The 22,055-nt window shown below is 64.6% G+C and carries 24 protein-coding genes and 1 tRNA gene; 14 read left to right on the top strand and 11 right to left on the bottom strand.

Translation table 11 applies throughout. The features are described 5' to 3' along the window. The first annotated feature begins 126 nt into the window (after positions 1–126). From AT395_RS05285 to AT395_RS05295, 3 genes are all read left to right on the top strand, one after another. A complete protein-coding gene (locus tag AT395_RS05285; protein ID WP_048627898.1) occupies positions 127–519 on the top strand; it encodes a COG4315 family predicted lipoprotein in 393 nt (130 codons plus the stop codon). Between the two features lie 177 nt (positions 520–696). Next, entirely contained in the window at positions 697–1,260 is a 564-nt protein-coding gene (locus AT395_RS05290) for an RNA polymerase sigma factor (RefSeq protein ID WP_042112790.1), read from the top strand. Further along, positions 1,260–2,174, top strand: a complete 915-nt coding sequence (locus AT395_RS05295; protein ID WP_048627897.1) for a hypothetical protein — start codon at positions 1,260–1,262, stop codon at positions 2,172–2,174. Before AT395_RS05290 ends, AT395_RS05295 begins: the two co-directional genes overlap by 1 nt. Here the strand turns inward: AT395_RS05295 and AT395_RS05300 are convergent. Next, positions 2,171–3,073, bottom strand: coding sequence for a LysR family transcriptional regulator (locus AT395_RS05300; RefSeq protein ID WP_042117336.1), 903 nt, complete (start codon positions 3,071–3,073; stop codon positions 2,171–2,173). The genes AT395_RS05295 and AT395_RS05300 overlap by 4 nt on opposite strands. 231 nt (positions 3,074–3,304) lie before the next feature. Here AT395_RS05300 and AT395_RS05305 point away from each other — a divergent pair, with 231 nt between their 5' ends. From AT395_RS05305 to AT395_RS05325, 6 genes are read left to right on the top strand one after another with little or no spacing between them, the layout of a single operon-like run. Further along, positions 3,305–3,967 carry an isochorismatase family protein gene (locus tag AT395_RS05305; RefSeq protein WP_042112787.1) on the top strand — a complete coding sequence of 221 codons (663 nt, stop codon included), beginning with the start codon at positions 3,305–3,307 and terminating at the stop codon, positions 3,965–3,967. A gap of 54 nt (positions 3,968–4,021) precedes the next feature. Beyond that, positions 4,022–4,180, top strand: a complete 159-nt coding sequence (locus AT395_RS25490; protein WP_231606053.1) for a hypothetical protein — start codon at positions 4,022–4,024, stop codon at positions 4,178–4,180. A gap of 48 nt (positions 4,181–4,228) precedes the next feature. Then, positions 4,229–4,546, top strand: a complete 318-nt coding sequence (locus tag AT395_RS05310) for a GNAT family N-acetyltransferase (RefSeq protein WP_042112784.1) — start codon at positions 4,229–4,231, stop codon at positions 4,544–4,546. Positions 4,547–4,561: 15 nt separating this feature from the next. After that, the gene (locus tag AT395_RS05315; RefSeq protein ID WP_048627896.1) at positions 4,562–5,842 is read left to right on the top strand and encodes an NAD(P)/FAD-dependent oxidoreductase; all 1,281 of its coding nucleotides are present in this window, start codon (positions 4,562–4,564) and stop codon (positions 5,840–5,842) included. 12 nt (positions 5,843–5,854) lie between these two features. Further along, on the top strand, positions 5,855–6,163 hold the full coding sequence (locus tag AT395_RS05320) for a UBP-type zinc finger domain-containing protein (RefSeq protein ID WP_042112781.1): 309 nt from the start codon (positions 5,855–5,857) through the stop codon (positions 6,161–6,163). Positions 6,164–6,185: 22 nt separating this feature from the next. Then, complete coding sequence (locus tag AT395_RS05325; protein ID WP_048627895.1) at positions 6,186–6,830, top strand: antibiotic biosynthesis monooxygenase; 645 nt, start codon at positions 6,186–6,188, stop codon at positions 6,828–6,830. A gap of 80 nt (positions 6,831–6,910) precedes the next feature. Here the strand turns inward: AT395_RS05325 and AT395_RS05330 are convergent, their stop codons facing one another. Beyond that, positions 6,911–8,485, bottom strand: coding sequence for an aldehyde dehydrogenase (NADP(+)) (locus AT395_RS05330; protein ID WP_048627894.1), 1,575 nt, complete (start codon positions 8,483–8,485; stop codon positions 6,911–6,913). Between the two features lie 11 nt (positions 8,486–8,496). Continuing rightward, positions 8,497–9,408 (bottom strand): 5-dehydro-4-deoxyglucarate dehydratase, encoded by a 912-nt coding sequence (kdgD, locus tag AT395_RS05335; RefSeq protein ID WP_042112778.1) that lies wholly within the window; start codon positions 9,406–9,408, stop codon positions 8,497–8,499. Between the two features lie 475 nt (positions 9,409–9,883). Between kdgD and garD the strand changes: the two genes are divergently transcribed. Beyond that, the gene (gene garD / locus AT395_RS05340) at positions 9,884–11,416 is read left to right on the top strand and encodes a galactarate dehydratase (protein ID WP_048627935.1); all 1,533 of its coding nucleotides are present in this window, start codon (positions 9,884–9,886) and stop codon (positions 11,414–11,416) included. Positions 11,417–11,454: 38 nt separating this feature from the next. Here the strand turns inward: garD and AT395_RS05345 are convergent, their stop codons facing one another. Next, complete coding sequence (locus tag AT395_RS05345) at positions 11,455–11,931, bottom strand: nitrate reductase associated protein (RefSeq protein ID WP_042117328.1); 477 nt, start codon at positions 11,929–11,931, stop codon at positions 11,455–11,457. A gap of 69 nt (positions 11,932–12,000) precedes the next feature. Further along, the gene (locus AT395_RS05350) at positions 12,001–13,605 is read right to left on the bottom strand and encodes an AbgT family transporter (RefSeq protein ID WP_048627893.1); all 1,605 of its coding nucleotides are present in this window, start codon (positions 13,603–13,605) and stop codon (positions 12,001–12,003) included. Positions 13,606–14,130: 525 nt separating this feature from the next. Between AT395_RS05350 and AT395_RS05355 the strand changes: the two genes are divergently transcribed. The 3 genes from AT395_RS05355 (at position 14,131) to AT395_RS05365 (ending at position 16,426) form a co-directional block, all read left to right on the top strand. Beyond that, the gene (locus AT395_RS05355) at positions 14,131–14,424 is read left to right on the top strand and encodes a hypothetical protein (protein ID WP_048627892.1); all 294 of its coding nucleotides are present in this window, start codon (positions 14,131–14,133) and stop codon (positions 14,422–14,424) included. A gap of 80 nt (positions 14,425–14,504) precedes the next feature. Beyond that, positions 14,505–15,431, top strand: coding sequence for a hypothetical protein (locus AT395_RS05360; protein WP_058375293.1), 927 nt, complete (start codon positions 14,505–14,507; stop codon positions 15,429–15,431). Between the two features lie 101 nt (positions 15,432–15,532). Continuing rightward, complete coding sequence (locus AT395_RS05365) at positions 15,533–16,426, top strand: DMT family transporter (RefSeq protein WP_042112773.1); 894 nt, start codon at positions 15,533–15,535, stop codon at positions 16,424–16,426. 35 nt (positions 16,427–16,461) lie between these two features. On the opposite strand, the gene AT395_RS05370 is transcribed toward AT395_RS05365, so the two are convergent. From AT395_RS05370 to AT395_RS05395, 6 genes are all read right to left on the bottom strand, one after another. After that, a complete protein-coding gene (locus tag AT395_RS05370) occupies positions 16,462–17,289 on the bottom strand; it encodes a DUF4088 family protein (protein WP_042117326.1) in 828 nt (275 codons plus the stop codon). A gap of 556 nt (positions 17,290–17,845) precedes the next feature. Further along, a complete protein-coding gene (gene egtD / locus AT395_RS05375; protein WP_042112772.1) occupies positions 17,846–18,829 on the bottom strand; it encodes an L-histidine N(alpha)-methyltransferase in 984 nt (327 codons plus the stop codon). After that, a complete protein-coding gene (gene egtB / locus AT395_RS05380; protein ID WP_082164652.1) occupies positions 18,829–20,169 on the bottom strand; it encodes an ergothioneine biosynthesis protein EgtB in 1,341 nt (446 codons plus the stop codon). Before egtB ends, egtD begins: the two co-directional genes overlap by 1 nt. Positions 20,170–20,302: 133 nt before the next feature. Further along, positions 20,303–20,827: a chromate transporter gene (locus AT395_RS05385; protein WP_042112771.1), complete on the bottom strand. Its 525-nt coding sequence runs from the start codon at positions 20,825–20,827 to the stop codon at positions 20,303–20,305. Further along, the gene (locus AT395_RS05390) at positions 20,824–21,402 is read right to left on the bottom strand and encodes a chromate transporter (RefSeq protein ID WP_048627890.1); all 579 of its coding nucleotides are present in this window, start codon (positions 21,400–21,402) and stop codon (positions 20,824–20,826) included. Before AT395_RS05390 ends, AT395_RS05385 begins: the two co-directional genes overlap by 4 nt. A gap of 201 nt (positions 21,403–21,603) precedes the next feature. Next, entirely contained in the window at positions 21,604–21,801 is a 198-nt protein-coding gene (locus tag AT395_RS05395; protein ID WP_042112769.1) for a hypothetical protein, read from the bottom strand. A gap of 92 nt (positions 21,802–21,893) precedes the next feature. Here AT395_RS05395 and AT395_RS05400 point away from each other — a divergent pair. Continuing rightward, positions 21,894–21,978 (top strand) — tRNA-Leu (locus tag AT395_RS05400). Positions 21,979–22,055 lie beyond the last annotated feature (77 nt).

Consider the following 22,055-nt stretch of genomic DNA (forward strand, 5'->3'; position numbering starts at 1 on the left):
AGTGCCCGGATTGTTGCGCTGCAACGAAAAATACCGTTCGAATTCACTGGAATTCAATGGAATAAGGCGCGGGGGCCAGGCGTTCTGAGAGTGTCGTCATCGACATTTCACTCAGGAGCCAAAGTCATGAACCAACGTCAATCGATGTCTGCCGTGCTTACCGCAGTCGTGGCCGCCGCCGGTCTCTTCGCCGCTGCCGCCGCGCACGCCCAAGTCCCGCTCAAGGCCATGGGCGGCATGCTGGTCGATGGCCAGAACCGCACTGTCTATACGTTCGACAAGGATGTGGCCGGCAGCGGCAAGAGTAGCTGTAACGGCCCATGCGCCGAAGCCTGGCCGCCGGTCATGGCCGCCCCCGGCGCGAAGGCCGAAGGCGACTACACCGTGATCACGCGCGACGACGGCAAGATGCAATGGGCCTACAAGGGCAAACCGGTCTACCTGTTCACCAAAGACACCGCACCGGGCGAGATGAAGGGCGACGGCTTCAAGGACGTGTGGCACGTTGTCAAGCCCTGAGCGCACGCATAGGCAGCACTGACGGGGAGCAAGAGGGTGTTGGCGTTCCGGGCGGCCGCGCGGCAAGAGGCAAAGTCCTGGCGGCTCAGTATAATTTCGCGGCAGGCGTCGGCGGGACTCGCTGACGATGCTTCGGATTGGCCTGCCGCCACGCACCCTCCGCCAGGAAATTCGCCGATGACCGGTCAGGATTTGCCCAGCTTGCTTCCGGGCTTGCTGCCACGCCTCTGGGCGTTCGCGCTGCGCATTGCAGGCGATCGTCACGATGCCGAGGACCTTGTGCAACGCGCTTGCGTGCATGCGCTCGAGCGCGTGCATCAGTGGCAGCCGGGCACTTCGGCATTGAGCTGGATGTACAGCATCGTGCATACCACGTGGATCAACGAGATCCGCGCGCGTCGCGTTCGTTCGCGCGGCAGTCTGGCGTGGGACGACGCCGACGTCGAAGCGATTCCCGATCTTCAGGCGTCGACCCCGGAGGATCTTGCCAGTTATCACCAGGTGTTTGGCGCCGTCGACCGTTTGCCCGAAGCGCAGCGGCTCGTCGTGCTGCTTGTCGCCGTGGAGGGCCTGAGCTATCAGGAGGCGGCGCTCGTGCTCGGTGTGCCCATCGGTACCGTCATGAGCCGTCTGTCACGCGCACGCCGTACCATCGGCGACCAGTTCCGCAACGCCGAGGGGCAACCGCGTCCCGCCGAGAGTATCGGCCCAGCATCCGGCGCACGTGAGGAGGACGCGTGATGAACGAAGACGATATCCGCCTGCTCGCTTACGTCGACAACGAACTCGCCCCGGCCGAGCGCGCCGAGGTGGAAGCGGCCGTGGCCGCCTCGCCAGTGCTGGCCGACGTCGTGGCCTCACTGCGTGCGTCGCGCCTGCCGTATCGAGAAACATTCGTTGCGCAAGTGTTGCCCCCCGTTCCCGAAAACCTGAGCGCCCATCTCGACGCGCTGCTGCGCACGCACGCGCAACGTCAGCAGACGGGGATAACAGCTGCGGGCGAGATTCCGCAAGCGAAGGCCCCAGCCGCAAACGATGCGCCGGTCGCACCGTCGACGTTGGTGAATGAGCCGGCACCGGGGCGCCGCGTGCGTTCGTGGTGGCTGGCAGCGGCGTTTGCGGCAGGGGTTGCGGTGACCGCCGTTACTATGCCGTTGCTGCAGGGCGGGCTGCAAAAGGCCGGACTGGGCGGCACGGTGTTGACCAGCGCCACGACATCCCCGCCAAAGTCGCCGCAAGGCGTGACGTGGGTGCGCGCAGCAGCCGAATATCAGCAGCTTTATGCGCGCGACACGGTGGCGTCGATCAAAGTGGATGACAGCGACACCGCGCACACGGTGGCCGATATTCAGCGTGACGACCAACTCGATATCCGCGTGCCCGATCTGAAGGCGCAGGGACTGACGTTCAAGCGCGTGCAGCGCTTGCGCTGGCAGGATCGGGCATTGGTGCAGATGGTGTATCTGCCGGAGAAGGGCGACCCGATTGCCTTATGCGCCGTGAAGGATCCGCGCCCCGATCAGGGCGTGGCCGAGCAGCATATCGACCGCATGGGCGTGCTCACATGGCGCAAAGGGCAAGTGGGTTATGCGCTGATCGGGGCGCCCGGTTCGGTCGATCTGAAGGCCGTTGCGACTTCGCTGGCGCAGCTTTAACCCGCCAGAATATCGGGCAGCAACGGCCGGCTAAGGCGCTGGCTCCACCACTTCAACGCCTCGCCCATGCGCTCGGTGCGCCACGCCAGCCAGAAGGTCTCCGGCGGGCGAGGCTCCTCGACCTGCAATTCCACCAGCGCACCGCGCTTGAGTTCCGCACACACGCAGGCGCGCGGCAGAAATCCGTGCCCCAGCCCTGCCAACTGCGCCGCAATCTTCGCCTGCATGCCGGGTACCGTGATCCGGCGCTGACCCAGCAAGAGTCCCACCGAGCGATCGACCAGCGAGCGCGCTCCGTCACCCACGACGATGGCGGTGTTCTCCAGCAGATCGTCCCGCGTGAGCGGGCGCCCCAGCTTGGTGAACGGGTGGGTGGCGCTCACACAGAAAGCGAAATCCAGCGTGCCGATCGCCACGGCCTTGTAGCCACCGCTGGCCGGTCCTTCCCCGGCGGCCACGATCAGATCGGCCCGTCCTTCGCGCAACAGCTCCCATGTCCCCGTGAGCGTCTCCGTGCCAATGCGCAGGCGCGTGCCGCAGTTCAGGCTTTCGAAGGCGCAGATATCGGGATTGAAGGCGCTCGTTGGGATCAGCGAATCATGGACCAGCCGGATTTCCGCCTCGAAACCGGTGGCGATTTGCCGCATGCGCGATTCGAGCTGGTTCGCCGCCGCCAGCAGCCACCGGCCCTCCTTGAGCATCTCTTGCCCCGCGTCGGTGAGCGAGACCCTCGGCCCGTTCCGAACGAATAGAGCCAGGCCGAGCTGATCTTCCAGCTTGGAGACGGCGTACGAGATGGTCGACGGCACTTTGTGCAGCCGTTCGGCCGCGGCGGCGAACGAGCCGTACCGCGCGATGGCATCGACAATTTCGATGGCTTCCAGAGACAGCTTGAGCACGGGTGAGTCTCCCCAAAAGTCGATCATCGAAATTTTCGATGATAAGTCGCCAAAACCTTCAACCTCGCGTGCCTCGATTCCGACGAAACTTCTTCCAACGCGGCGGGAAACACAGACGAAAGCATACCTGAGCCGCAACGTTTGATTTAGTGAATTTTATCGAACAGTAGAACGTAACTTCCCGTTGGTTTTTATCTTTTCTGTCATTCAACGCAATCAAGGAGACTTACCATGGCCCTCAACAAACCCGTCGCCGTCGCCAAGCCCGGTTCGCTGCTGCTTACCCCGCACGACCACACGCTGATCATGATCGACTTCCAGTCGCAGATGGCTTTCGCTACGCACTCCATCGACGCCGTCACGCTGCGCAACAACGCCGCGCTGGTCGCTAACGCTGCCGCCGGTTTCGGTGTGTCGACCATCCTCACTACCGTGGCCGAAAAGAGCTTCAGCGGTCCGATGTTCGAAGAAGTGACGGCACCGTTCCCCGGTCAGGCGATGCTCGACCGCACCTCCATGAATACGTGGGAAGACGAAGCCGTCATTCGCCGCGTGAACGAGATTGGCAAGTCGCGCATCGTGCTCGCAGGCTTGTGGACCGGCGTGTGCATCGTGGGCCCGGCCCTCTCGGCGATCGATCAAGGTTTCGAGGTGTATGTGATTACCGATGCCAGCGGCGATGTATCGACGGAAGCCCACGAGCGCGCAGTCGAGCGCATGGTCCAGGCCGGTGCCCGCCCGATGACGGCATTGCAGTATCTGCTGGAATTGCAACGTGACTGGGCGCGCACCGACACGTACGACATGACCACGGGGATTGCGAAGAAGTGGGGCGGCGCGTACGGGATCGGCATCAACTATGCCAAGACGATGTTCAACGCTCACGAAGGGTAAACCGGAGGAAGACGATGAGGTCCTCCCCCCTGTCATTGGCCGTCGACGTAGCGGTTGGTGCGATCAGGGGGGGGCTTCAAGGCGACCGGCAAGCTTGCGGCGGCGTTGGTCAAGGGTGCGCAGTTGAAGGTCTATGCGGGCGCGCCGCACGCCGCAGCGACCACGCATGCCGATCAAGTCAATGCCGATCCGCCGGCATTCTTCATGAGTTAAGGGGCGAGTGCCCCGGGGGCGCGTCGCGCCTCCCTTCGAGAATTTTTCATGACCCCTGTGTCCACGCCCATTCAGGTACAAGACAATCCGGCGAAGCACCGCTTCGAGTATTCGGTGCAAGGCGAGCATGCCGTCGCAATCTACTCGATTGAGGGCAATGTCATCACGTTCATTCACACGCTCGTGCCTGACGCGTTGCGTGGCCAAGGCATCGCAACGAAGTTGGTGCTCGCAGGGCTGGCCTCGGCTCGGGAGCGTGGTCTACGCGTCATTGCGCAGTGTCCCGTGTTTGCCGCCTACATGCGCGCGCATCCTGAGACGCACGATTTGCTGGCCGATGAAGGCCGCGCTTTGCTCGGTCTGTAACGACACGGAGCCGTCATGATATCGCCCGCTGCTACCGATTTGATCGACAGCCCGCGTCCCCGCGTCCGCCTGCTCGGGCTCGCCATTTCTGCGCGCGCGTTTGAGATTCGCGATTTCCTGAGCCGAAGTGTCGTCACCTTCGACTGGGTCGAGTTGGATGAGGCGGCGGCGCGTCGCATTCCCGGCATTCGGGGGCTGGACGATCCCGGGCTGCCGGTGTGTGAATTTCCCGATGGCACCCGGTTGTACAACCCAAGCGTCGCAGACGTTGCGCGCCGGCTGGGATGGGTGGAAAAACCCCGGCGAAAGGCCTATGACGTGTCCATCTACGGTGCCGGCCCGGCCGGGTTGAGTGCGGCGGTGTATGCCGCTTCGGAAGGGTTGAGCACGGTGCTGGTCGAGCGCGATGCGGTCGGCGGGCAGGCGGGAAACTCTTCGTTGATCGAGAACTACCTGGGGTTTCCTCAGGGTATCAGCGGCGGCGAACTGGCCGAGCGTGCGCGCCAGCAGGCGGTGCGCTTCGGTGCCGAAATTCTCCGTCTGCGCGAGGGGGTCTATGCCGTGTTCGCCGAGCGTGGCATTCATGTCGATCTGGCCGACGGCACACAGCTTTGCGCAAGCACCAACATCTGCGCGACCGGTATCGAGTGGCGGCGCCTCGGCCTGCCGGACGAAGCGCGGTTGCAGGGGCTGGGGCTTTTCTATGGCGCAGGCGCGAGCGAAGCCCCGATGTGCACGGGGGAGACAGTGTACGTGGTCGGTGGCGGTAATTCGGCAGGGCAGGCCGCCATGCATCTGGCGGCCTATGCCCGCGAAGTTGTCATGCTGGTGCGCGGTGCACGCTTGGCCGACACGTTGTCCGACTACCTGATTCAGAAGATTCAGGGCACGTCGAACATTCGGGTTGTCACGGGCTGCGAGGTGAGTGCGTTGCATGGCGATCGCTTTTTGGAAGCGATCACGGTGCACGAGCGCGAGAGTGGTGCGCAGCAGGTGTTGGCGACGCATCACTTGTTTGTTTGTATCGGCGGTCTGCCCAATACCGATTGGGCGCGCGATACTGCGATTACGCGCGACGGTTCCGGGTATCTCGTCACCGGACCGGATCTCACGCCTGCGATGTTAGCGGCGGCGGGCTGGCCGCTCGCGCGTGCACCGTTTCCTCTGGAAACCAGCGTGCCCGGCTCGTTCGCCGTGGGCGACGTGCGGCATGGCTCGATGAAGCGCGTCGCGTCTGCGGTGGGCGAAGGCGCAATGGCAGTCGCGTTTATCCATCAGCATCTCGCAACCATTTGAGGAGAGATCGCCATGTCCAAACGTTGCACGCATACCGACAGCATTCAACACGTTACGCCCAGCGCACTCGGCTGCGAGGAGTGTTTGAAATCCGGCAGCCGCTGGGTGCATTTGCGGCTGTGCCGCACCTGCGGCCATGTGGGGTGCTGCGACGACTCGCCTAATCGGCACGCCAGTGCGCACTTTCACGAAACCGGCCATCCGATCATCGAGGGCTACGACCCGCCAGAAGGCTGGGGCTGGTGTTATGTCGATCGCGTCATGCTCGATTTGGGCGACGATACGACGCCGCAAAACGGGCCGATTCCACGCTACGTCTAAGTGAAAATTCGAAGAGGATCTCATGCGTCAAGCTGAAACCACGGCATCCGCCGATTCCATGGATCCACGCGACCCCTCGCTGCGCCGCGCCTCGCTGGGCGATCTGTCGGCACGCAGTTTGCCGCGCCCCGAGAGCGTCACGGCCGTCATCGAGCATCACGTGCGACCCGAGGCTGTCGCCGCGTACGAGGCGTGGCTCAAGCGGATTGTGCCGATCGCGGAACGATTCCCTGGTCATCGCGGTGTGCACGTCATTCGTCCTGCATCAGGCTCGACGGTCTACACCGTGACGTTGCGTTTCGATTCCCTGGCGCATGCGGAGGATTGGTTTCAGTCGGACGCGCGGCAAACGCTGCTAGGCGAAGTGACGCCTTTTCTGGCGAGTGACGAGCGGCGTCAGACAGTGACCGGGCTCGAATTCTGGTTTCACCCGGCACCGGGACAAAAACCTGCCAAGCGCTACAAGCAGTTTCTGCTGACGCTCTCGGTGATCTTTCCGCTCACGGTGGTTGTGCCGCTTCCCGTGCATTGGCTGGCGCCGAGCCTGCCTTGGCTGACCCATACGATCTTCGCCAAGCTCGTGGTCGCCGCCATCATCGTCGGGTTGATGACCTATGTCATCATGCCGCGTGTGACGCGTCTCGCCTCACGATGGCTGTATGAATGACGCGAGAGGCGCATCGGGAAACGTTTTGAACCACTACGTTTCTCGATGACGCCTCTCGCGTGTCACCTATCACTCGGGAATTACGCTTGCTTTAGCGCACCGTCGACCAGACGCCACAAACCGAGCGGATTTTCCTGGCGCAACGCCTCTGGCAGCAGCGCGTCGGGCAGGTCTTGATAGCAGACCGGGCGCAGGAACCGATCGATAGCGGTGGCACCCACCGACGTGAACATCGCATTTGACGTGGCCGGGAACGGGCCGCCGTGCACCATCGCATGACAGACTTCCACGCCTGTCGGAAAGCCGTTGGCGAGGATACGTCCGGCGCGGCGCTCAAGGCTAGGCAGCAAGCGGCGTGCCGTTGCGGTGTCGCCCGCATCGAGTTGCAGCGTGGCCGTGAGCTGGCCTTCCAGACGCTCGGTGATGGCGATCATTTCGTCAACGGTATCGCAGGCAATCACGACCGACGCCGGGCCGAAGACTTCGTCGTGCAGCGCCGGCGTGGCGAGGAATTCGGACGCTGTGGTGCGGAAGAGGGCCGCTTGTCCCTGACATCCGCTACCGGCCTGGCCGCGAGCAAGAACCGTTACGTTTGGCTCGTCGGCCAGTCGTGCCACGCCCCTGTCGTAAGCCTGATGAATGCCCGGTGTGAGCATCGTGCCTGCGGCCTTCGCCGTGAGCGCTTCGGTGGCCGCGAGGCAGAAGCGTTCGAGTGCGTCTCCCGCGATGCCGAGCACCAGACCGGGGTTCGTACAGAATTGACCGGCACCCATCGTCAGCGAATCGACGAAGCCCCGGGCGATCGCGTCGCCGCGCGCCGCCAGCGCTTCGGGCAGCAGGTGGACCGGGTTGATGCTGCTCATCTCCGCGTACACGGGGATCGGCACAGCCCTCGCCTGCGCGATGCGTTGCAGTGCGAGACCGCCGTTGCGCGAGCCGGTGAAGCCCACGGCGGCGATGGCAGGATGCGCGACGAGCGCTTCGCCCACGGCACGCTCGCCTACCAGCAGCGAGAACACGCCCTCGGGCAGCCCAAGCTTTTGCACGGCCGATCGCACGGCGCGCGCCACAAGTTCCGATGTCCCCAGATGTGCTGAATGTGCCTTGACGATCACCGGGCAGCCCGCAGCGAATGCCGACGCCGTGTCACCCCCCGCCACCGAGAACGCCAGCGGGAAGTTGCTGGCCCCAAACACTGCCACGGGGCCGAGGCCGATCTTTGCCAGACGCAGATCGCTGCGCGGCAGCGGTTCGCGCGCGGGCTGAGCGGGGTCGATGGTCGCGTCAAGGAAGTGGCCGTCGCGGACCACGCGGGCAAACATCCGCAATTGACCGGCGGTTCGCCCGCGCTCCCCTTGCAGACGGGCCACGGGCAAGCCGGTCTCGGCGTGGGCGCGCTCGATGAGGGCGTCGCCCAGATCGAGAATCGCCTGCGCCACGGCTTCGAGGAATTCGGCGCGGGTTGCCAGCGGCAAGGCGCGAAACGGATCGAATGCGGCCGCTGCCAGTTGGCACGCGCGCTCGACGTCCTGCACGGTGCCTGCACCGAACGCCGGTGTCAGCCGCTCGCCGCGCGTCGGATCGAACGCCTCAAGCGTTCCCGCACTGCCGCGCACGTCGGTGCGGCCTATCAACATCTCACCGGTGATCTGCATGCGAGCTCTCCTCAGCCTTCCACTTTCTTGATCAGCGCGTCGAGCGCGGCGAGTTCATCGGGCAACAGGTCGGTCAGCGGCGCGCGCACCGGCCCGGCATCGTGCCCGACGAGTTTCGCGCCCGCCTTGACGATACTCACGGCGTAGCCCTCGCGGCGGTTGCGAATCTCCAGATACGGCAGGAAGAACGTATCGAGCAGATGGCCCATCGTCTCCTGATCGTTCTCGCACACGGCGCGATAGAACTTCATTGCGGTCTTCGGAATGAAGTTGAAGACTGCCGACGAGTACACCGGCACGCCCAGCGCACGATAGGCTGCGGCATAGACTTCGGCGGTCGGCAGGCCCCCCAGATAGGAGAAACGATCGCCCATGCGGCGGCGAACCTGGACCATGCGCTCGATGTCGCCCACGCCGTCCTTGAAGCCGATCAGGTTCGGGCACTTCTCGGCCAGACGTTCGAGCTGGTCGGCGCCCAGCTTCGAGTTGGCGCGGTTGTACACGATCACGCCGATGTTCACCGCACGGCAAACCTGTTCCACGTGAGCGGCAATGCCGTCCAGGCTCGCTTCGGTGAGGTAGTGCGGCATGAGCAGCACGCCCTTGGCGCCGAGACGTTCGGCTTCGCGGGCGTACTCAATGGCCATGCGCGTCGGGCCGCCCGCGCCGGCCAGAATCGGCACCTTGCCTGCGCAGGTGTCGACCGCCGTCTTGATCACGGCGCTGTAGTCCTGCGGCGTGAGCGAGAAGAATTCGCCCGTGCCGCCCGCCGCGAAAAGCGCCGTTGCGCCGAACGGTGCCAGCCACTCCAGACGCGCTGCATAGCCGCGCGCATTGAAGTCGCCGTTAGCGTCGAAGTCGGTCACGGGAAAAGACAACAAGCCGTCGGAGACGATCTGCTTGAGTTCTTGAGGTGCAGTCATTTCAAGAGTTCCTGTCGGCCGAAGGGCCGGATTTGATGATGAAAAAGGGCGCTCAACCAGCGCTCGGCGCTGAGTTATATGTCATCGTATAACATGTGACGAAGCCGGGCAAGAGGGAGCTGGATCAAATGGCAGTGGGATAAACCCGCAAAAGGGTTGGAAAGGGTTTCTCCCGATTCCGTCGCAGCCCTTTGGGGGTGCCCGCAACGGGCTCTCTAGATGTATGATGACACATAAGTGACGCGTGATTGAACCCACGTCAACGAACGCCGTAAAGGCAAAAATTACGGGCGCAAACTACGTATTGCGGGGCGGCAAATTGAACGCCTCGGCACGACGCCGAGGTTGCGGCTTGTCAGGACAGCAGGAGGGGGAAGAGGTGAGCAACATGGCATCGAAGTCGGACACGGCCCGCCCGGCGGCGGGCGGACAGGAACAGCAAACGCGCGCGAAAGACGTGCCGCGCTATATCCGGATGCAGGCAGAGGACAACGTCGCCATCGTCGTGAACGACGGCGGTTTGGCCGCGGGTAGCCGGTTTGCGGACGGGCTCGCGCTTGTCGACGCCGTGCCGCAGGGACACAAGGTTGCGCTGACGGATCTGGCCGAGGGGGCCGCGGTGATTCGCTACGGCGTGGTGATCGGCTACGCCGCGCGGGCGTTGCCCGCCGGCAGTTGGGTCAACGAGCGCAATCTGAACATGCCCGAAGCGCCGTCACTGGATCGTCTGCCGGTCGGCACGCGTGCGAGCGCAGCGCTACCGCCGCTCGACGGCTTCACGTTTCAGGGCTATCGCAACGCCGACGGCTCGGTCGGCACCCGCAATATCCTTGCCATTACCACGACGGTGCAGTGTGTGGCCGGGGTGGTCGAATTTGCTGTCAAACGCATCAAGGAGACATTGCTGCCGCAGTACCCGAACGTCGACGACGTGGTGGCGTTGGCGCATACCTATGGCTGCGGCGTTGCCATCGATGCCCCGGACGCCATCGTGCCGATCCGCACGTTGCGCAATATCGCCACGAACCCGAACTTCGGCGGCGAGGTGATGGTGGTGAGTCTGGGGTGCGAGAAGCTCCAGCCCGAGCGCCTTTTGCCGGCGGGCAGCATTCCCATCGGCAGTGCCGACACTGACGGCAAGCCAGACACCGTTTGCCTGCAAGACGAGGCGCATGTCGGCTTCCTGTCGATGATCGATTCGATTCTTGCCACGGCGCGCACGCATCTGGCGCGGCTCAATGCGCGGCAGCGCGAAACGGTGCCGGCATCGGAACTGATCGTCGGCGTGCAGTGCGGCGGCAGCGACGCGTTCTCCGGCGTGACCGCGAACCCGGCCGTAGGCTTCGCCACGGATCTGCTCGTGCGCGCTGGCGCGACGGTCATGTTCTCCGAAGTCACCGAAGTGCGCGACGGCATCGATCAACTCACCTCGCGCGCCGCCACGCCGGAAGTCGCGGAAGCGATGATTCGAGAGATGGCCTGGTACGACGCGTATCTCGAGCGCGGACGCGTGGATCGCAGCGCCAACACAACGCCGGGCAATAAGCGCGGCGGGTTGTCCAATATTGTGGAAAAGGCGATGGGGTCAATCGTGAAGTCGGGCACGGGGCCGATTCACGGCGTGCTCTCACCCGGTGCCAAACTCGACCGTTCGCAACAGCGCGGATTGATCTACGCGGCAACGCCGGCGAGCGACTTCATCTGCGGCACGCTGCAACTCGCGGCGGGCATCAATCTGCACGTCTTCACGACTGGCCGGGGCACACCCTACGGGCTGGCCGAGGTGCCCGTCATCAAAGTGGCGACGCGCTCCGATCTGGCACGCCGCTGGCACGATCTGATGGATGTCGACGCGGGCCGCATTGCCACGGGCGACGCCACGATCGAAGACATCGGCTGGCAACTCTTTCACCTGATGCTCGCCGTGGCGAGCGGTGAGAAGACCTGGGCCGAGCGATGGGGGCTGCACAATGCGCTAACGCTGTTCAACCCGGCGCCGGTGACCTGATGCCGTGACGCCGGCCACTGCCACTGGCGGCGTGTGCTTCAGAGTTCGGCTTGCGTTTGCGCCAGTCCGAACTCGAGCATGGCGGGCACGAAGCAGTGATTGAGCGTATCGCGTCGCGAGAGCTTCGCGAGCACATAGCGACGAAATGGCGTGAGCGTGGCCCAGTCGCCGACATCGGGCGGGAGCAGGTCGGCCAACTCGCATTGCCGGAGCAATCCCGGCGGTAGCGCATTCACGTCTTGCCAGGCGGTGGACGCGGGATCGACGCTGCGCTCGACCGCTTGCCCGAGATGGTCGCGGGCAATCTCGTCGAGACGCGCCGAGAAATCGTCGTCGCCCGGCATGCACGACGCCAGCGTTTCACGCGCTTCCTGCGGCAGCCGCTGCCAATCGGCCAGCGACACATGCTGGCCGTTGCGATCCAGGTTGAAGCGAATCGCCATCGTGATGAACTTCAGGTTTTCGCAGGCTTCGATCTCGAAAACGAAGATAGGCAGACGCTGATAGAGATGCATGAGAGTCGCTCCCGGGAGCACCATCGGAAACATTGATGGTACTTCAAGTGAGCGACCTCATCGCGGCATTCATGGGGTCGTGTAACGAAGCTGTGCGTTTGGCCCGACCGGCAACTCCAGACCGAAGACCCAGAGACAGAAGAATGCCGTCCACGCAATGGTGAATACGATCGCGTAGGGCAACATCAACGCGAGCAACGTGCCTACGCCGGCATCGCGTTGGTAGCGTGTCGCTACCGCGAGAATGAGCGCGAAATAGCTCAACATCGGCGTGACGATGTTCGAGACCGAATCGCCGATCCGGTAAGCGGCCTGCACGACTTCCGGCGCATAGCCGAGCAACATCATCATCGGTACGACGATAGGGGCCATGAGCGCCCATTGCGCCATGCCGGAACTGATCATGAGATTCACTGCGGCGCATAGCAAGATGAGTCCGATAAACAGCAGCGGCCCGTTTTCCGCTACGCCGCCAAGCCAGCCTGCGCCCTTGATCGCGAGTATGGTGCCCAATCCGCTGCGTCCGAACAGGGCGACGAACTGCGAAGCGAAAAACACGAGCACGAGATATTGGCCGAGGCTGCCCAAGGTCTTCGACATGGCGGCGATCACGTCGCGATCGTTTCGGTACGTACCGGTCATTGCGCCGTAGACCAATCCGGGCAGCGCGAAGAAGATCACGATGAATGCCACCACACTGGCGAATAGCGGCGCGCGGCTGCCATATTCGCCGTTTGCGTCGCGAAGCGGCGATGCGTCGGGCCACGCGATCGCGAACAGGGCGACACCGAATACCAGCATGCAGCCGAGTGCGGCCCACAAGGCGCGCCGCTCCGCAGACGCGATGGGGCGATGCGTGTGTGTGTCCGGCGACAGTGCCTCGGGGTCGCCGTCTTGCGGATGCCACGCCCCCAGGCGCGGTTCGATGACACGCTCGGTGACCCATGTGGCGGCCAGTATGACGAGTACCGAACTGGCGGCCATGAAGTACCAGTTGGCGACGGCGCTGACGCTATATTCCGGCGCGAGCAGCTGCGCGGCTCCTTGCGTAATGCCGCCCAGCAATGGGTCGGAGGTGCTTAGCAGCAGATTCGCACCGTAACCGCCGGATACGCCTGCGAAGGCCGCCGACAGCCCGGCGAGGGGATGCCGCCCCATTGTCGCGAAGAGCATGGCGGCCAGCGGCAGCACCACGACATAGCCAAGATCGGAGGCCACGTTCGAGATCACGGCGGCGAAAACGATCGCCATCGTGATGCACCGGCGCGGCGCCGCAACCACCAGCGCCCGGAGCGCAGACGACAGCAAGCCGGAATGCTCTGCGATCGAAATGCCGAGCAGGGCGACGAGGACCGTGCCCAACGGGGCGTAGCTCGTGAAGTTGGTAGTCACGGTGCTGGCCCAGCGCACGAGCTCAGTGCCGGTCAGCAGGTTTGTTACGCGCATGACGTCGCCCGCATTGGCCGGACGCGGGTCGGCCGCCGAAATACCGATCCATGCACTGATCGACGACAGGACGACAACCGTCATCGTCATGAGCGCAAAGAGCGTGACCGGGTGCGGCAGTGCGTTGCCCAGCCATTCAACCAGGCCGAGGGCGCCGCGAAGGCGGGTTTTGGCATGAGGCCTGGCGGTGCCGGGCGCTTTTGCCGAGTTGGGAGTGGCGTCGGGCATACGTAACATCTCTGCGTCTGAACTCGGAATGCCCTAGCGTAGGTGCGATTTCGGGTGGGGGTACTCAACGAGGCACATTTTTGGGGTAACCCTTGGTTCACTTTGCGCCTCGGGCTGAAGGTCCGAGGCTCGCGTGCTTCAGCGCGGATACGAGAAGCGCGTCCTGGCGTTGTCGCGTATCGCCGCCGTGATGCTTCTGGTTCTTGGGAATAGTCTCAAAATCGCTCGTCGGAGCGCGAATGTGGGCATTTGCCGTTCACGATGGCGACCGAAGCTGAACGTTCGCCATCTCTCGGGGCGCTACCGGTGGTCGCTGTCAAGCGGGCGCGATGACGGAGTCCGATATGACAACGTTATGACAACGCTATCCGCGTGCTTCTCGAAACGGCGCTCGTTTTCGACCCCGTGGGGGATTCCTAATGTAGATGTTTGACCCGCAGGTGTCTGCGTTCATGCCCGGCATGGCGTGCGCGGCCTGCGCGGCAGTCTTTGCACCCCGTTATGCGTATTTCGAAAGGAGCCGACATGCCGTCCAATGCGCCGCCGTCACCTTTTCCTTTTCTCCCCGTCGTGCTTGAGTCGCCGACAGGCACGCAAGGTCGCGCACGGCCCATCGCCAAGCGCATGGGCCGTTCCTCCGACACGACGCCACGCGAGTTGTCGCGCGGCAAAGGCCGTGCCACATGCCGCAGTAGTGCCGGCGTCGTGCAGAGCGTGCCCGGTTTGTCTCTTGACGACGGAGCGGCGGCGCTTCGCGTGGAGATCGTGCGACGCATCGATCCCGCGTGGGTGACGTTGCTCGGGGCCATCGTCCGATGAGTGCGTCGCTTATGTCATCGGTCGCTTCCCCGTCTTCCGCCACGTCCCCCACGTCCCCCACTTCCCCCTTGCAAACGCCCGTGCTGGATGCCTCGTCCAAAGCGGTATGGGTCATCTTGTCGCCGCACGGGCGATGGGCGAACGATGCGCAGGCTGTCACCGTCTCGTCGCACGAGGTGTCGTGCACGTTGCACGGCGCGCCGGCGGACATTGCCGTCTGGCTCGACCGTCTGCGGCATGGTTTGTTGCTCGCCGAAGCACCGGTGCCGGGCACCTGGCTTGCAACGCTCGTGGACGAATCGCTCGCGCATGTGCTGCCGGCGACACGTCCCGATATCGTCCCGGCATTCGGAAAAATCTGCGACGACTGGGTGCGCGGCATTTTCGCGGCGCCGTTCTGGGCCCGCTTTCTGGCGGGCGAGTCGAGTGACATTCAGGTGCTGGCGTTTCTGGCGCAGCATTACCATCGCGCCGCCGGGGCAGACGTTCACAATCGCATCGCCGTCGAGCGGTGCACCGACGCGGCGCTGCGGCCGCTGCTGCTGCGTCAGTATCGCGAACAGCGCGGGCAGGCGACGATGCTTGCCGCCGGATTGTTGCGTTGCGGCCCGACGGCACGCACGTTCCTCGACAGCGGCGCGTTCGACGCAACCCATGCATTGATCGATTTCATCATCGACGCCGCGGGCGACATGCCGACTTACGTCGGTTGTTGTGCGCTCAGTCAGGCGCCGGCAACGGTGCGTGCCGCCAGCGAGATCGAAGCGCAATTCGACGCCATGGCGAAGCGCTATCCGTCGGCAGCCGAAGGGTTTGCGGCGGTTTGTGCTCATGCGCGGCACGATGCGAGTGTTTGCGGTGGCACGTCGCTACTCTCGCAATGGGTGGAGGAGGCCGGCGAGCCCGACGTTGCGGCTCGCTTGCGCATGCTGCGTGGGGCCTATGGGGTGGCGGCAGCCTACCGCGTCATGTTCGACGCGTTGCATCGTCTGGACGAAGATTTCTGAAGTCTGCGCCCGGGCCGTGCCCCCGAATGGGGCATGTGACTCGTATAATGGCGTCCCAACGGCGGGGGCGGTTGCGGCCCCGCGCCGTCCGCCCCCAGACCATGACAACCCAACTCGCTTACCTCGCCGCGCTCGGCGCCGCCCTTTGCTGGGCCTGTAGCGGCATGATCGCCATTACGCCTGTGCGCCAGGCGGGTTCTTTCCCCTTCAATTACGCCCGCATGTTGCTTGTCTTCGCGATGCTGCTCGTCGCGCTGGCGGTGTTGCGCGGTTGGCCGTCGCTGACACTGGAGCAATGGCTGCGGCTTACGGCGTCGGGGCTGATCGGCATTCTCGTGGGCGACACGATTCTCTACACGTCGCTGGGCCGTCTCGGGCCGCGCCGAAACTCCATCATCTTCGCAACGAATGCGCCGATGACCGCCGTGCTCGGTTACTTCTGGCTGGGCGAGGCGCTGGGTTGGCGTGCCGTGGCCGGCGTAGCCCTCGTAACGGCAGGCGTGGCGCTGGCCATCGCATTTGGGGGGCGTCGAGAGGACGCGCACCACTGGGAGTCCGTGCGCGGCGACGTGCGTGTGGGTATCGCCATTGGCCTGACGGCGGCGTTGTGTCATTCCATTGGCACATTGATCGCCAAGCCGGTCATGGCGGCCGGTGTCGATCCGGTGGGGGCGTCGGCCGTGCGGGTAGGGGTGTCGGCGCTAGGGCTCACGCTGGTGGCCGCACGGCGCGGGCGCGCCATCTTCTCGGCATTCACGCCGGGCACGCTGGCCCTCACGGCCGCGTCCGGCTTTGTTGGCGTAGCGGTCGGCATGACCCTGCTGCTCTACGGCATGGGGCACGGCAACACGGGCGTCATCGCGACGCTTTCGGCGACCACACCGGTCATGGTGCTGCCCTTGTTGTGGCTGCGCACCCGGCAGCGTCCGGCAGCTGGGGCCTGGTGGGGCGCGTTGATCGCGAGCGCGGGTGTCGCGCTCATCTTCAACCGGTAAGTGTTGCGTGGGAGGACAGCCGGGCGGCCCGGCCGTCAGCGCGTGAGCGGCGGTTGCAGGGTGTCGGCGTTCGGATGCGAAGCATCGACGCTCGCACTAGGCGAGGGGGCTTCCTGCACGACTGCCGGGCGCGGCATGGCCGGTGTCAGCAGACGTCGCAGCCACGCGGCAAATCGCTCGAGCACACTCGGATCGTCGTTGAACAACTCGGGACGCAGCACGCGCAGATAGTCCAGAATCTGTTCGGCCTCCTGAGCACCGACGGAACCATAGATCACCGCGAGATCGAGGAGTGCGCGCAACTCGCCGAGCCGTTCGCGCGCTTGCAATGACCGTGCCGTCTCCACGCTGCGCTTGGCGTCGAATACGCGCTCGCGCAGCACCGACGCGGTGCGCCATGCCGGTGTCTGCAAGGTCGCTTCGAGCGTGCGCAGGTCTTGCGCCGAACTGACGATCTGTCCGGCGAGCGACTCCACGATACGTTCTTCACCCTTCGCTTCGCGCACAATGCCTTCCGCCCAGCGGCTCGCCTGACGCGACATATCCTCGCGCGTCCATTCGGGGCGGGACACGAAATAGAACCCATGCTGACGCGCCTGATTCAGGATGATCGAGACGACATCCGGAAACTGCTTGTCGAACGTGCGCTTGGCCCATGCGTAGTGACCGCCCGCGAGCAACTGCGCCACGGCGGCCTCGGTCAGCGGCACGGTGCTGTCGAGCAGGCGGGCGCGCAGGAAGTCGTCGAAGGGTGGGGGCGTGAAGTGACGATCGACGGCGGCGGAGATTCGCACGAAGGCGTCGAAGTCCTTTTGCAGGTCCGCCAGTGCGGTGTCGGAGAGGGTTAGCGAAATGCGGCTCATCGTGGCGGGCTCCCAGGCATGACGACGATGGCGCGAAGCCACGGCGCGTGCGAGCACACGCCTGCCAGTCGAGCGTCTGTGCGAGTGCGGCGAGCTGCGGGCGTTACCGCCGAAGCTCGTGCCACGTGCATCCCCATTGCGCGTGAAGTCATGTGCAGCGATACGTCGTGTCAACGGTGCGCTGCGGTCGTGGCCGCGCGCTGTGAAGATTGCCCGGACGGACCCTGCGCCGGCGCGCTTGATCCTCTGGCGTTTATGGCGGCGATTCTAGCGTATCCATTGCCAGGGAATCACCGCGCCGCCGCCGCGCCCGACAGAATTCACATTTCACTGGGCGGACAGCAGGACTCTGCATGCACCAACGGCACGACGGTGCAAAAACTTTAGCCGCACCGGCCAAAAATCCTTATTTCCGCGAAAGGCGGACGGCGCACCGGCATGGGGCGTGAGACGAAGCTGCGGCCCCGCGGTCACGCGCGGACGACGTCAGGCATAGCCAACGTCGTCCGTGCAGCGGGTGATGAGGTAGGAGGCAAGGCAGGTGAGGCGGCTTGGGTCAGCCGCCGACGGCGGGGCGCAGCAGGTAGACGGCGAAACGCGAGCGCGCATCGAGCCAGATGCGCTCGACGTCCCATCCGGCGGAACTTGCCAGGGCACGGAATTCCGCCTGACCGTACTTGTAGGAATTCTCGGTATGGATGGACTCGCCCGTCATGAACGTGAATCGATGGTCGAGCACGCTCGCCTGAAAGGCACGCTGCGCGACCAGATGCATCTCGATACGGCTCGCCGCCGCGTTGAAGCGGGCTTCGTGGCGGAAGGCGTCGAGCGGCAGGTCGCCGTCGAGTTCGCGGTTGATGCGTGCGAGTACGTTCAGATCGAACTGTGCGGTCACGCCGCGCGCGTCGTCATAGGCGGGCAACAGCACTGCGGGGTCTTTACATGCGTCGACGCCAACGACCATGCGCCGGCGCGGGCCAAGCATCTTGCCGACGTGCGCGAGAAACGCGGCGGCTTGTCCGGGGGCGAAGTTCCCGATCGTCGAGCCGGGGAAGAAGCCGAGACGCGGCCCCTGCGTAGCTTGTAATTGCGGCGGCAGGCGGAATGGCCGGGTGAAGTCGGCGCGCACCGGCAACATGGGAATACCGGGACAGCGTTGTGCCAGCGCCGCGACGGCATCGTCGAGGAAGTCGCCGGCAATGTCGACCGGCACGTAAGCGCGTGGGGTGACGAGAGCGTCGAGCAGCAGCGGCGTCTTGCGGCTGGAGCCGCTGCCAAATTCGACGACGACGGCGTCCGGGCCGACGACATCGGCAATCGCTGCGGCGCACTCGCCGAGCAGCGCCGTTTCGGTGCGTGTCTGGTAGTACTCGTCGAGGCCGGTGATCTCTTCGAACAGTTCGCTGCCGCGCTGATCGTAGAGCCAGACACTGGGGAGCGACTTCGGGGTGTGGCCGAGGCCGGCGAGCACATCGGTGGCGAAAGCGTTTTCCGGCAGTGACGGACAAACGAACGCCGAGGCTTGGGTAGCTTGCGACATCAGCGGTCCTCCGCGAGTCTCAGGCCGCAGAATTGCCAGCGCTGATGCGGGTAGAAGAAGTTGCGATACGTAGCGCGTGCGTGACCCGGCGGCGTGGCGAGCGATCCGCCGCGCAGCACGAACTGTCCGCACATGAACTTGCCGTTGTATTCGCCGACAGCCCCCGCTGCCGTCCGGAATCCGGGATAGGCGACGTACGGACTTGCCGTCCATTGCCAGACCGGGCCATAGCATTGCGTCATGGCATGCTGCGTTGGCGAGGCAGCGCTTGCCGCCACCTCCCACTCTTGTTCTGTCGGCAGTCGCTTACCTGCCCAGCGAGCAAAGGCGTCGGCTTCGAAATAGCTGACGTGCCGCACGGGCGCGTTGTCGTCAACGGGCTGCATGCCGGCGAGCGTCATCGACTGCCATTCGCCGTCGTGCAACTCCCAGTACAGCGGATGCCCCCAGCCCTCGCGTTGCACCGTTGCCCAGCCGTCGGACAGCCAGAGGCCCGCCATGCGATAACCGCCGTCTTCAATGAATGCCCGCCACTCGCCGTTCGTCACCACGCGCGACGCGATCGCAAAGGGGCGCAGCAACACATCGTGCGCGGGCGTTTCGCAGTCGAACGCGAAATGCCCGTTGGCATCGCCCGATTCGTCGGAGTCGCCGGAGTGCCCGATGCGATGCTGCCCGCCGTCGTGCGCTATCCAGTGCAGTGGCGCGGCAATTTCACGGGCAGACGATGGCGGCGCTCGCCGATGTGCCGGGCGAAGCGGATTCTGCGCAAAAAGATGCAACAGGTCGGTGTGCATCAGCTCTTGATGCTGCTCTTCGTGATGCAGCCCGAGAGTGACGAGTGCATGGACGTCTGCCGGCAGATCGGCGTGCAACAGGCATTCGTGCATGGCGGCGTCGACGTGCTGACGATAGCGCAGCACGTCGTCGAGCGTGGGCCGCGTGAGCAAGCCGCGTTGCGGGCGTGGATGGCGCGGGCCGGCGGCTTCGTAATACGAATTGAAAAGATAGGCGAAGCGCGGGTCGAAGGGGCGGTAGCGTCTGCCGGACAGGGTGCCTGACTCACCGAGCAGAAACGTCTCGAAAAACCAGGTGGTGTGGGCGAGATGCCACTTGATGGGGCTCGCGTCGGGCATCGACTGCACGGTGGCGTCGGCGTCCGAGAGGCCCTGCGCGAAGGCAACCGACGCCGCGCGCACAGTGTCGTAGCGGGCAGGCAGCGCTTGCGGCGCTGCCGGTACGTGAGGCGGCGGGCCATCGCGTGCGGTGCGCGAGCGAGGGGTGTTCTGAGAGGTGCCGGAGGGCGCCTCGGCTTGCGACGTACAACAGGGGAGGGTCATGGGACACACCGTGTTGTGAAACGTGCCGCCTATTGTAGACCCGTTGTCCGGCGGCGTCTGTGACGGTTCGTAACCGTGGCCGGACGGCCGGAATTCAGGGTAAGACGCCGGGGCGAGACGTCCTGATTGTGCGCTACATCAGCCAGCCGGTGAGCCCGAGCAGGCTGCCGGCGGCGATGAGCCACAGCGGGTTCCAGCGGGTGCGCAAGGTGACGGCAACGGCCACGAGCGTTACGAGCCCTCGTGCAACGTTGACGTCGATTTCGCGCGCGAGCAAAGCGCTGCTGGCGGCGAGCAGCCCGACGGTGATCGGTGCCAGTCCCCGCCGAACGGCGCGCACCCACGGGGATTGTTCGTGCCGGTCGACCCATCCGCCGACAAGATAGGCGAGCAGCGAGCTTGGCGCACATTTGGCGAATGTCGAGGTCAGCGCGCCGGGCAGCCCTGCGGCTTGCAGTCCGATCAGCGTAACGGCCATGCCGTTGGGCCCCGGGGCAGCCTGAGCGAGTGAAAAGAAGGTGACGAACTGGGCGTCGGTGATCCAGTGGCGGGTCTCGACGGCGTAACGGTGAATATCCGCCAGTGTGACGTTGGTGCCACCCACGGCCAACAGCGACCAGAGCGAGCCGTGCAGGAACAGGTCGATGAGTGTGTTCATGGGGTGGGTCGTTCCAGACGCGCCAATCGGTAGGCGGAGAGAATCGCGCAGGGGCCGAGCACGCCGAGCACGAGCAGCAGGGGCAGGCCGAACACGAAACTGCCGATGAAGGTTGCGGCGGCGAAGGCCAGGGTGGTCCAGTGGCGTTGCAGCCCGGCCAGCAGACGCAGCGCCGTGGCGATCACCAGCCCGGTGGCAGCCGGCATGAGGCCGGAGAGCAGATGCTGGACGAGAGCGGTTTGTCCCCATCGGGCATAAGCAAAGCCGATCAGAATGATGACGATGGTGGGGCAGAAGTAGAGGCCGGCGACGGCGGCGGCGGCGCCGCGCGGTCCACGGAAGCGGCGTCCCAGAACGGTGGCGATGTTGGCGACATTCGGCCCGGGCAGCAGTTGGGCGAGCGGCAATAGTTCGGCGAATTCACGGTCGGTGAGCCAGCGGCGTTGATCGACCACCATACGACGCGCCCATGGCAGCACGCCGCCGAAGCCTGTCGCACCCACGGTGCCGAAGGCCACGGCCAGTTGCCAGCAGGTGGGCCGATGTCCGGGGGACGCGACATCCGGGGATGCCATGGCGTCATCGGGAGCGTGAGGTGCCGAACTGGCGTGACTGGCATGACGAGGGGGATCGGCGGACATGGAGACTAGCGCGAGGCAGAGCCGGTGGAGTCGGTGTGGTGCACATTATGCGTGCATCGCAGCGTCACGGCGACAACGTCCGGCGGGGCGGCACGTGAACGTGTTTCATCGGGGGCGCCGGATAGGGCGCCGCGATTACCCGTTGGCGAGAGGGCCGTGGAGTTCGTGTTCGAGACGCACGACTTCCTGCGCGACGAGCGCGATGGCGTTGCGAATTTCCATGAGCGCGGTGTACAGGGCCTGCGCGGTCTGGGGGGATTGCAGGGCAACGTCGCGGGCGGCGGTTTCGATGGCGTCAAGCGACATCGCGATACGGTCGAGATTCTCCAGCATGAATCGATCTCCGTTGTTGCGCGCAGTGCGTGCATACTCCCATGATACCCAACTGACGTATTTCGGTGGGGGATGTTAGAATGCGTGCCCCTGCCGGGGTGATGAAATTGGTAAACATAGCGGACTTAAAATCCGCCGCCTTCGGGCTTGCCGGTTCAAGTCCGGTCCCCGGTACCACTAGCGCTCCTTCTGCTGTCGCAGTGGGCGCTGTTCTTGCCTTGCGCTGCCGCATCGGCCCCGTTGCAGACAACTGG

Source organism: Pandoraea apista, from assembly GCF_001465595.2.
Lineage (GTDB): Bacteria > Pseudomonadota > Gammaproteobacteria > Burkholderiales > Burkholderiaceae > Pandoraea > Pandoraea apista.

Bases quoted from the DNA above. Each gene is read 5' to 3' on its own strand.
- AT395_RS05320 (WP_042112781.1), top strand. From the start codon at position 5,855: ATGTCCAAACGTTGCACGCATACCGACAGCATTCAACACGTTACGCCC.
- AT395_RS05350 (WP_048627893.1), bottom strand. From the start codon at position 13,605: ATGCCCGACGCCACTCCCAACTCGGCAAAAGCGCCCGGCACCGCCAGG.
- AT395_RS05395 (WP_042112769.1), bottom strand. From the start codon at position 21,801: ATGCTGGAGAATCTCGACCGTATCGCGATGTCGCTTGACGCCATCGAA.
- AT395_RS05365 (WP_042112773.1), top strand. From the start codon at position 15,533: ATGACAACCCAACTCGCTTACCTCGCCGCGCTCGGCGCCGCCCTTTGC.
- AT395_RS05310 (WP_042112784.1), top strand. From the start codon at position 4,229: ATGACCCCTGTGTCCACGCCCATTCAGGTACAAGACAATCCGGCGAAG.
- AT395_RS05325 (WP_048627895.1), top strand. From the start codon at position 6,186: ATGCGTCAAGCTGAAACCACGGCATCCGCCGATTCCATGGATCCACGC.
- AT395_RS05290 (WP_042112790.1), top strand. From the start codon at position 697: ATGACCGGTCAGGATTTGCCCAGCTTGCTTCCGGGCTTGCTGCCACGC.
- AT395_RS05330 (WP_048627894.1), bottom strand. From the start codon at position 8,485: ATGCAGATCACCGGTGAGATGTTGATAGGCCGCACCGACGTGCGCGGC.
- AT395_RS05345 (WP_042117328.1), bottom strand. From the start codon at position 11,931: ATGCATCTCTATCAGCGTCTGCCTATCTTCGTTTTCGAGATCGAAGCC.
- garD (WP_048627935.1), top strand. From the start codon at position 9,884: ATGCAGGCAGAGGACAACGTCGCCATCGTCGTGAACGACGGCGGTTTG.
- AT395_RS05285 (WP_048627898.1), top strand. From the start codon at position 127: ATGAACCAACGTCAATCGATGTCTGCCGTGCTTACCGCAGTCGTGGCC.
- AT395_RS05370 (WP_042117326.1), bottom strand. From the start codon at position 17,289: ATGAGCCGCATTTCGCTAACCCTCTCCGACACCGCACTGGCGGACCTG.
- egtD (WP_042112772.1), bottom strand. From the start codon at position 18,829: ATGTCGCAAGCTACCCAAGCCTCGGCGTTCGTTTGTCCGTCACTGCCG.
- AT395_RS05355 (WP_048627892.1), top strand. From the start codon at position 14,131: ATGCCGTCCAATGCGCCGCCGTCACCTTTTCCTTTTCTCCCCGTCGTG.
- AT395_RS05295 (WP_048627897.1), top strand. From the start codon at position 1,260: ATGAACGAAGACGATATCCGCCTGCTCGCTTACGTCGACAACGAACTC.
- AT395_RS05315 (WP_048627896.1), top strand. From the start codon at position 4,562: ATGATATCGCCCGCTGCTACCGATTTGATCGACAGCCCGCGTCCCCGC.
- AT395_RS05390 (WP_048627890.1), bottom strand. From the start codon at position 21,402: ATGGCATCCCCGGATGTCGCGTCCCCCGGACATCGGCCCACCTGCTGG.
- egtB (WP_082164652.1), bottom strand. From the start codon at position 20,169: ATGACCCTCCCCTGTTGTACGTCGCAAGCCGAGGCGCCCTCCGGCACC.
- AT395_RS05305 (WP_042112787.1), top strand. From the start codon at position 3,305: ATGGCCCTCAACAAACCCGTCGCCGTCGCCAAGCCCGGTTCGCTGCTG.
- kdgD (WP_042112778.1), bottom strand. From the start codon at position 9,408: ATGACTGCACCTCAAGAACTCAAGCAGATCGTCTCCGACGGCTTGTTG.
- AT395_RS05385 (WP_042112771.1), bottom strand. From the start codon at position 20,827: ATGAACACACTCATCGACCTGTTCCTGCACGGCTCGCTCTGGTCGCTG.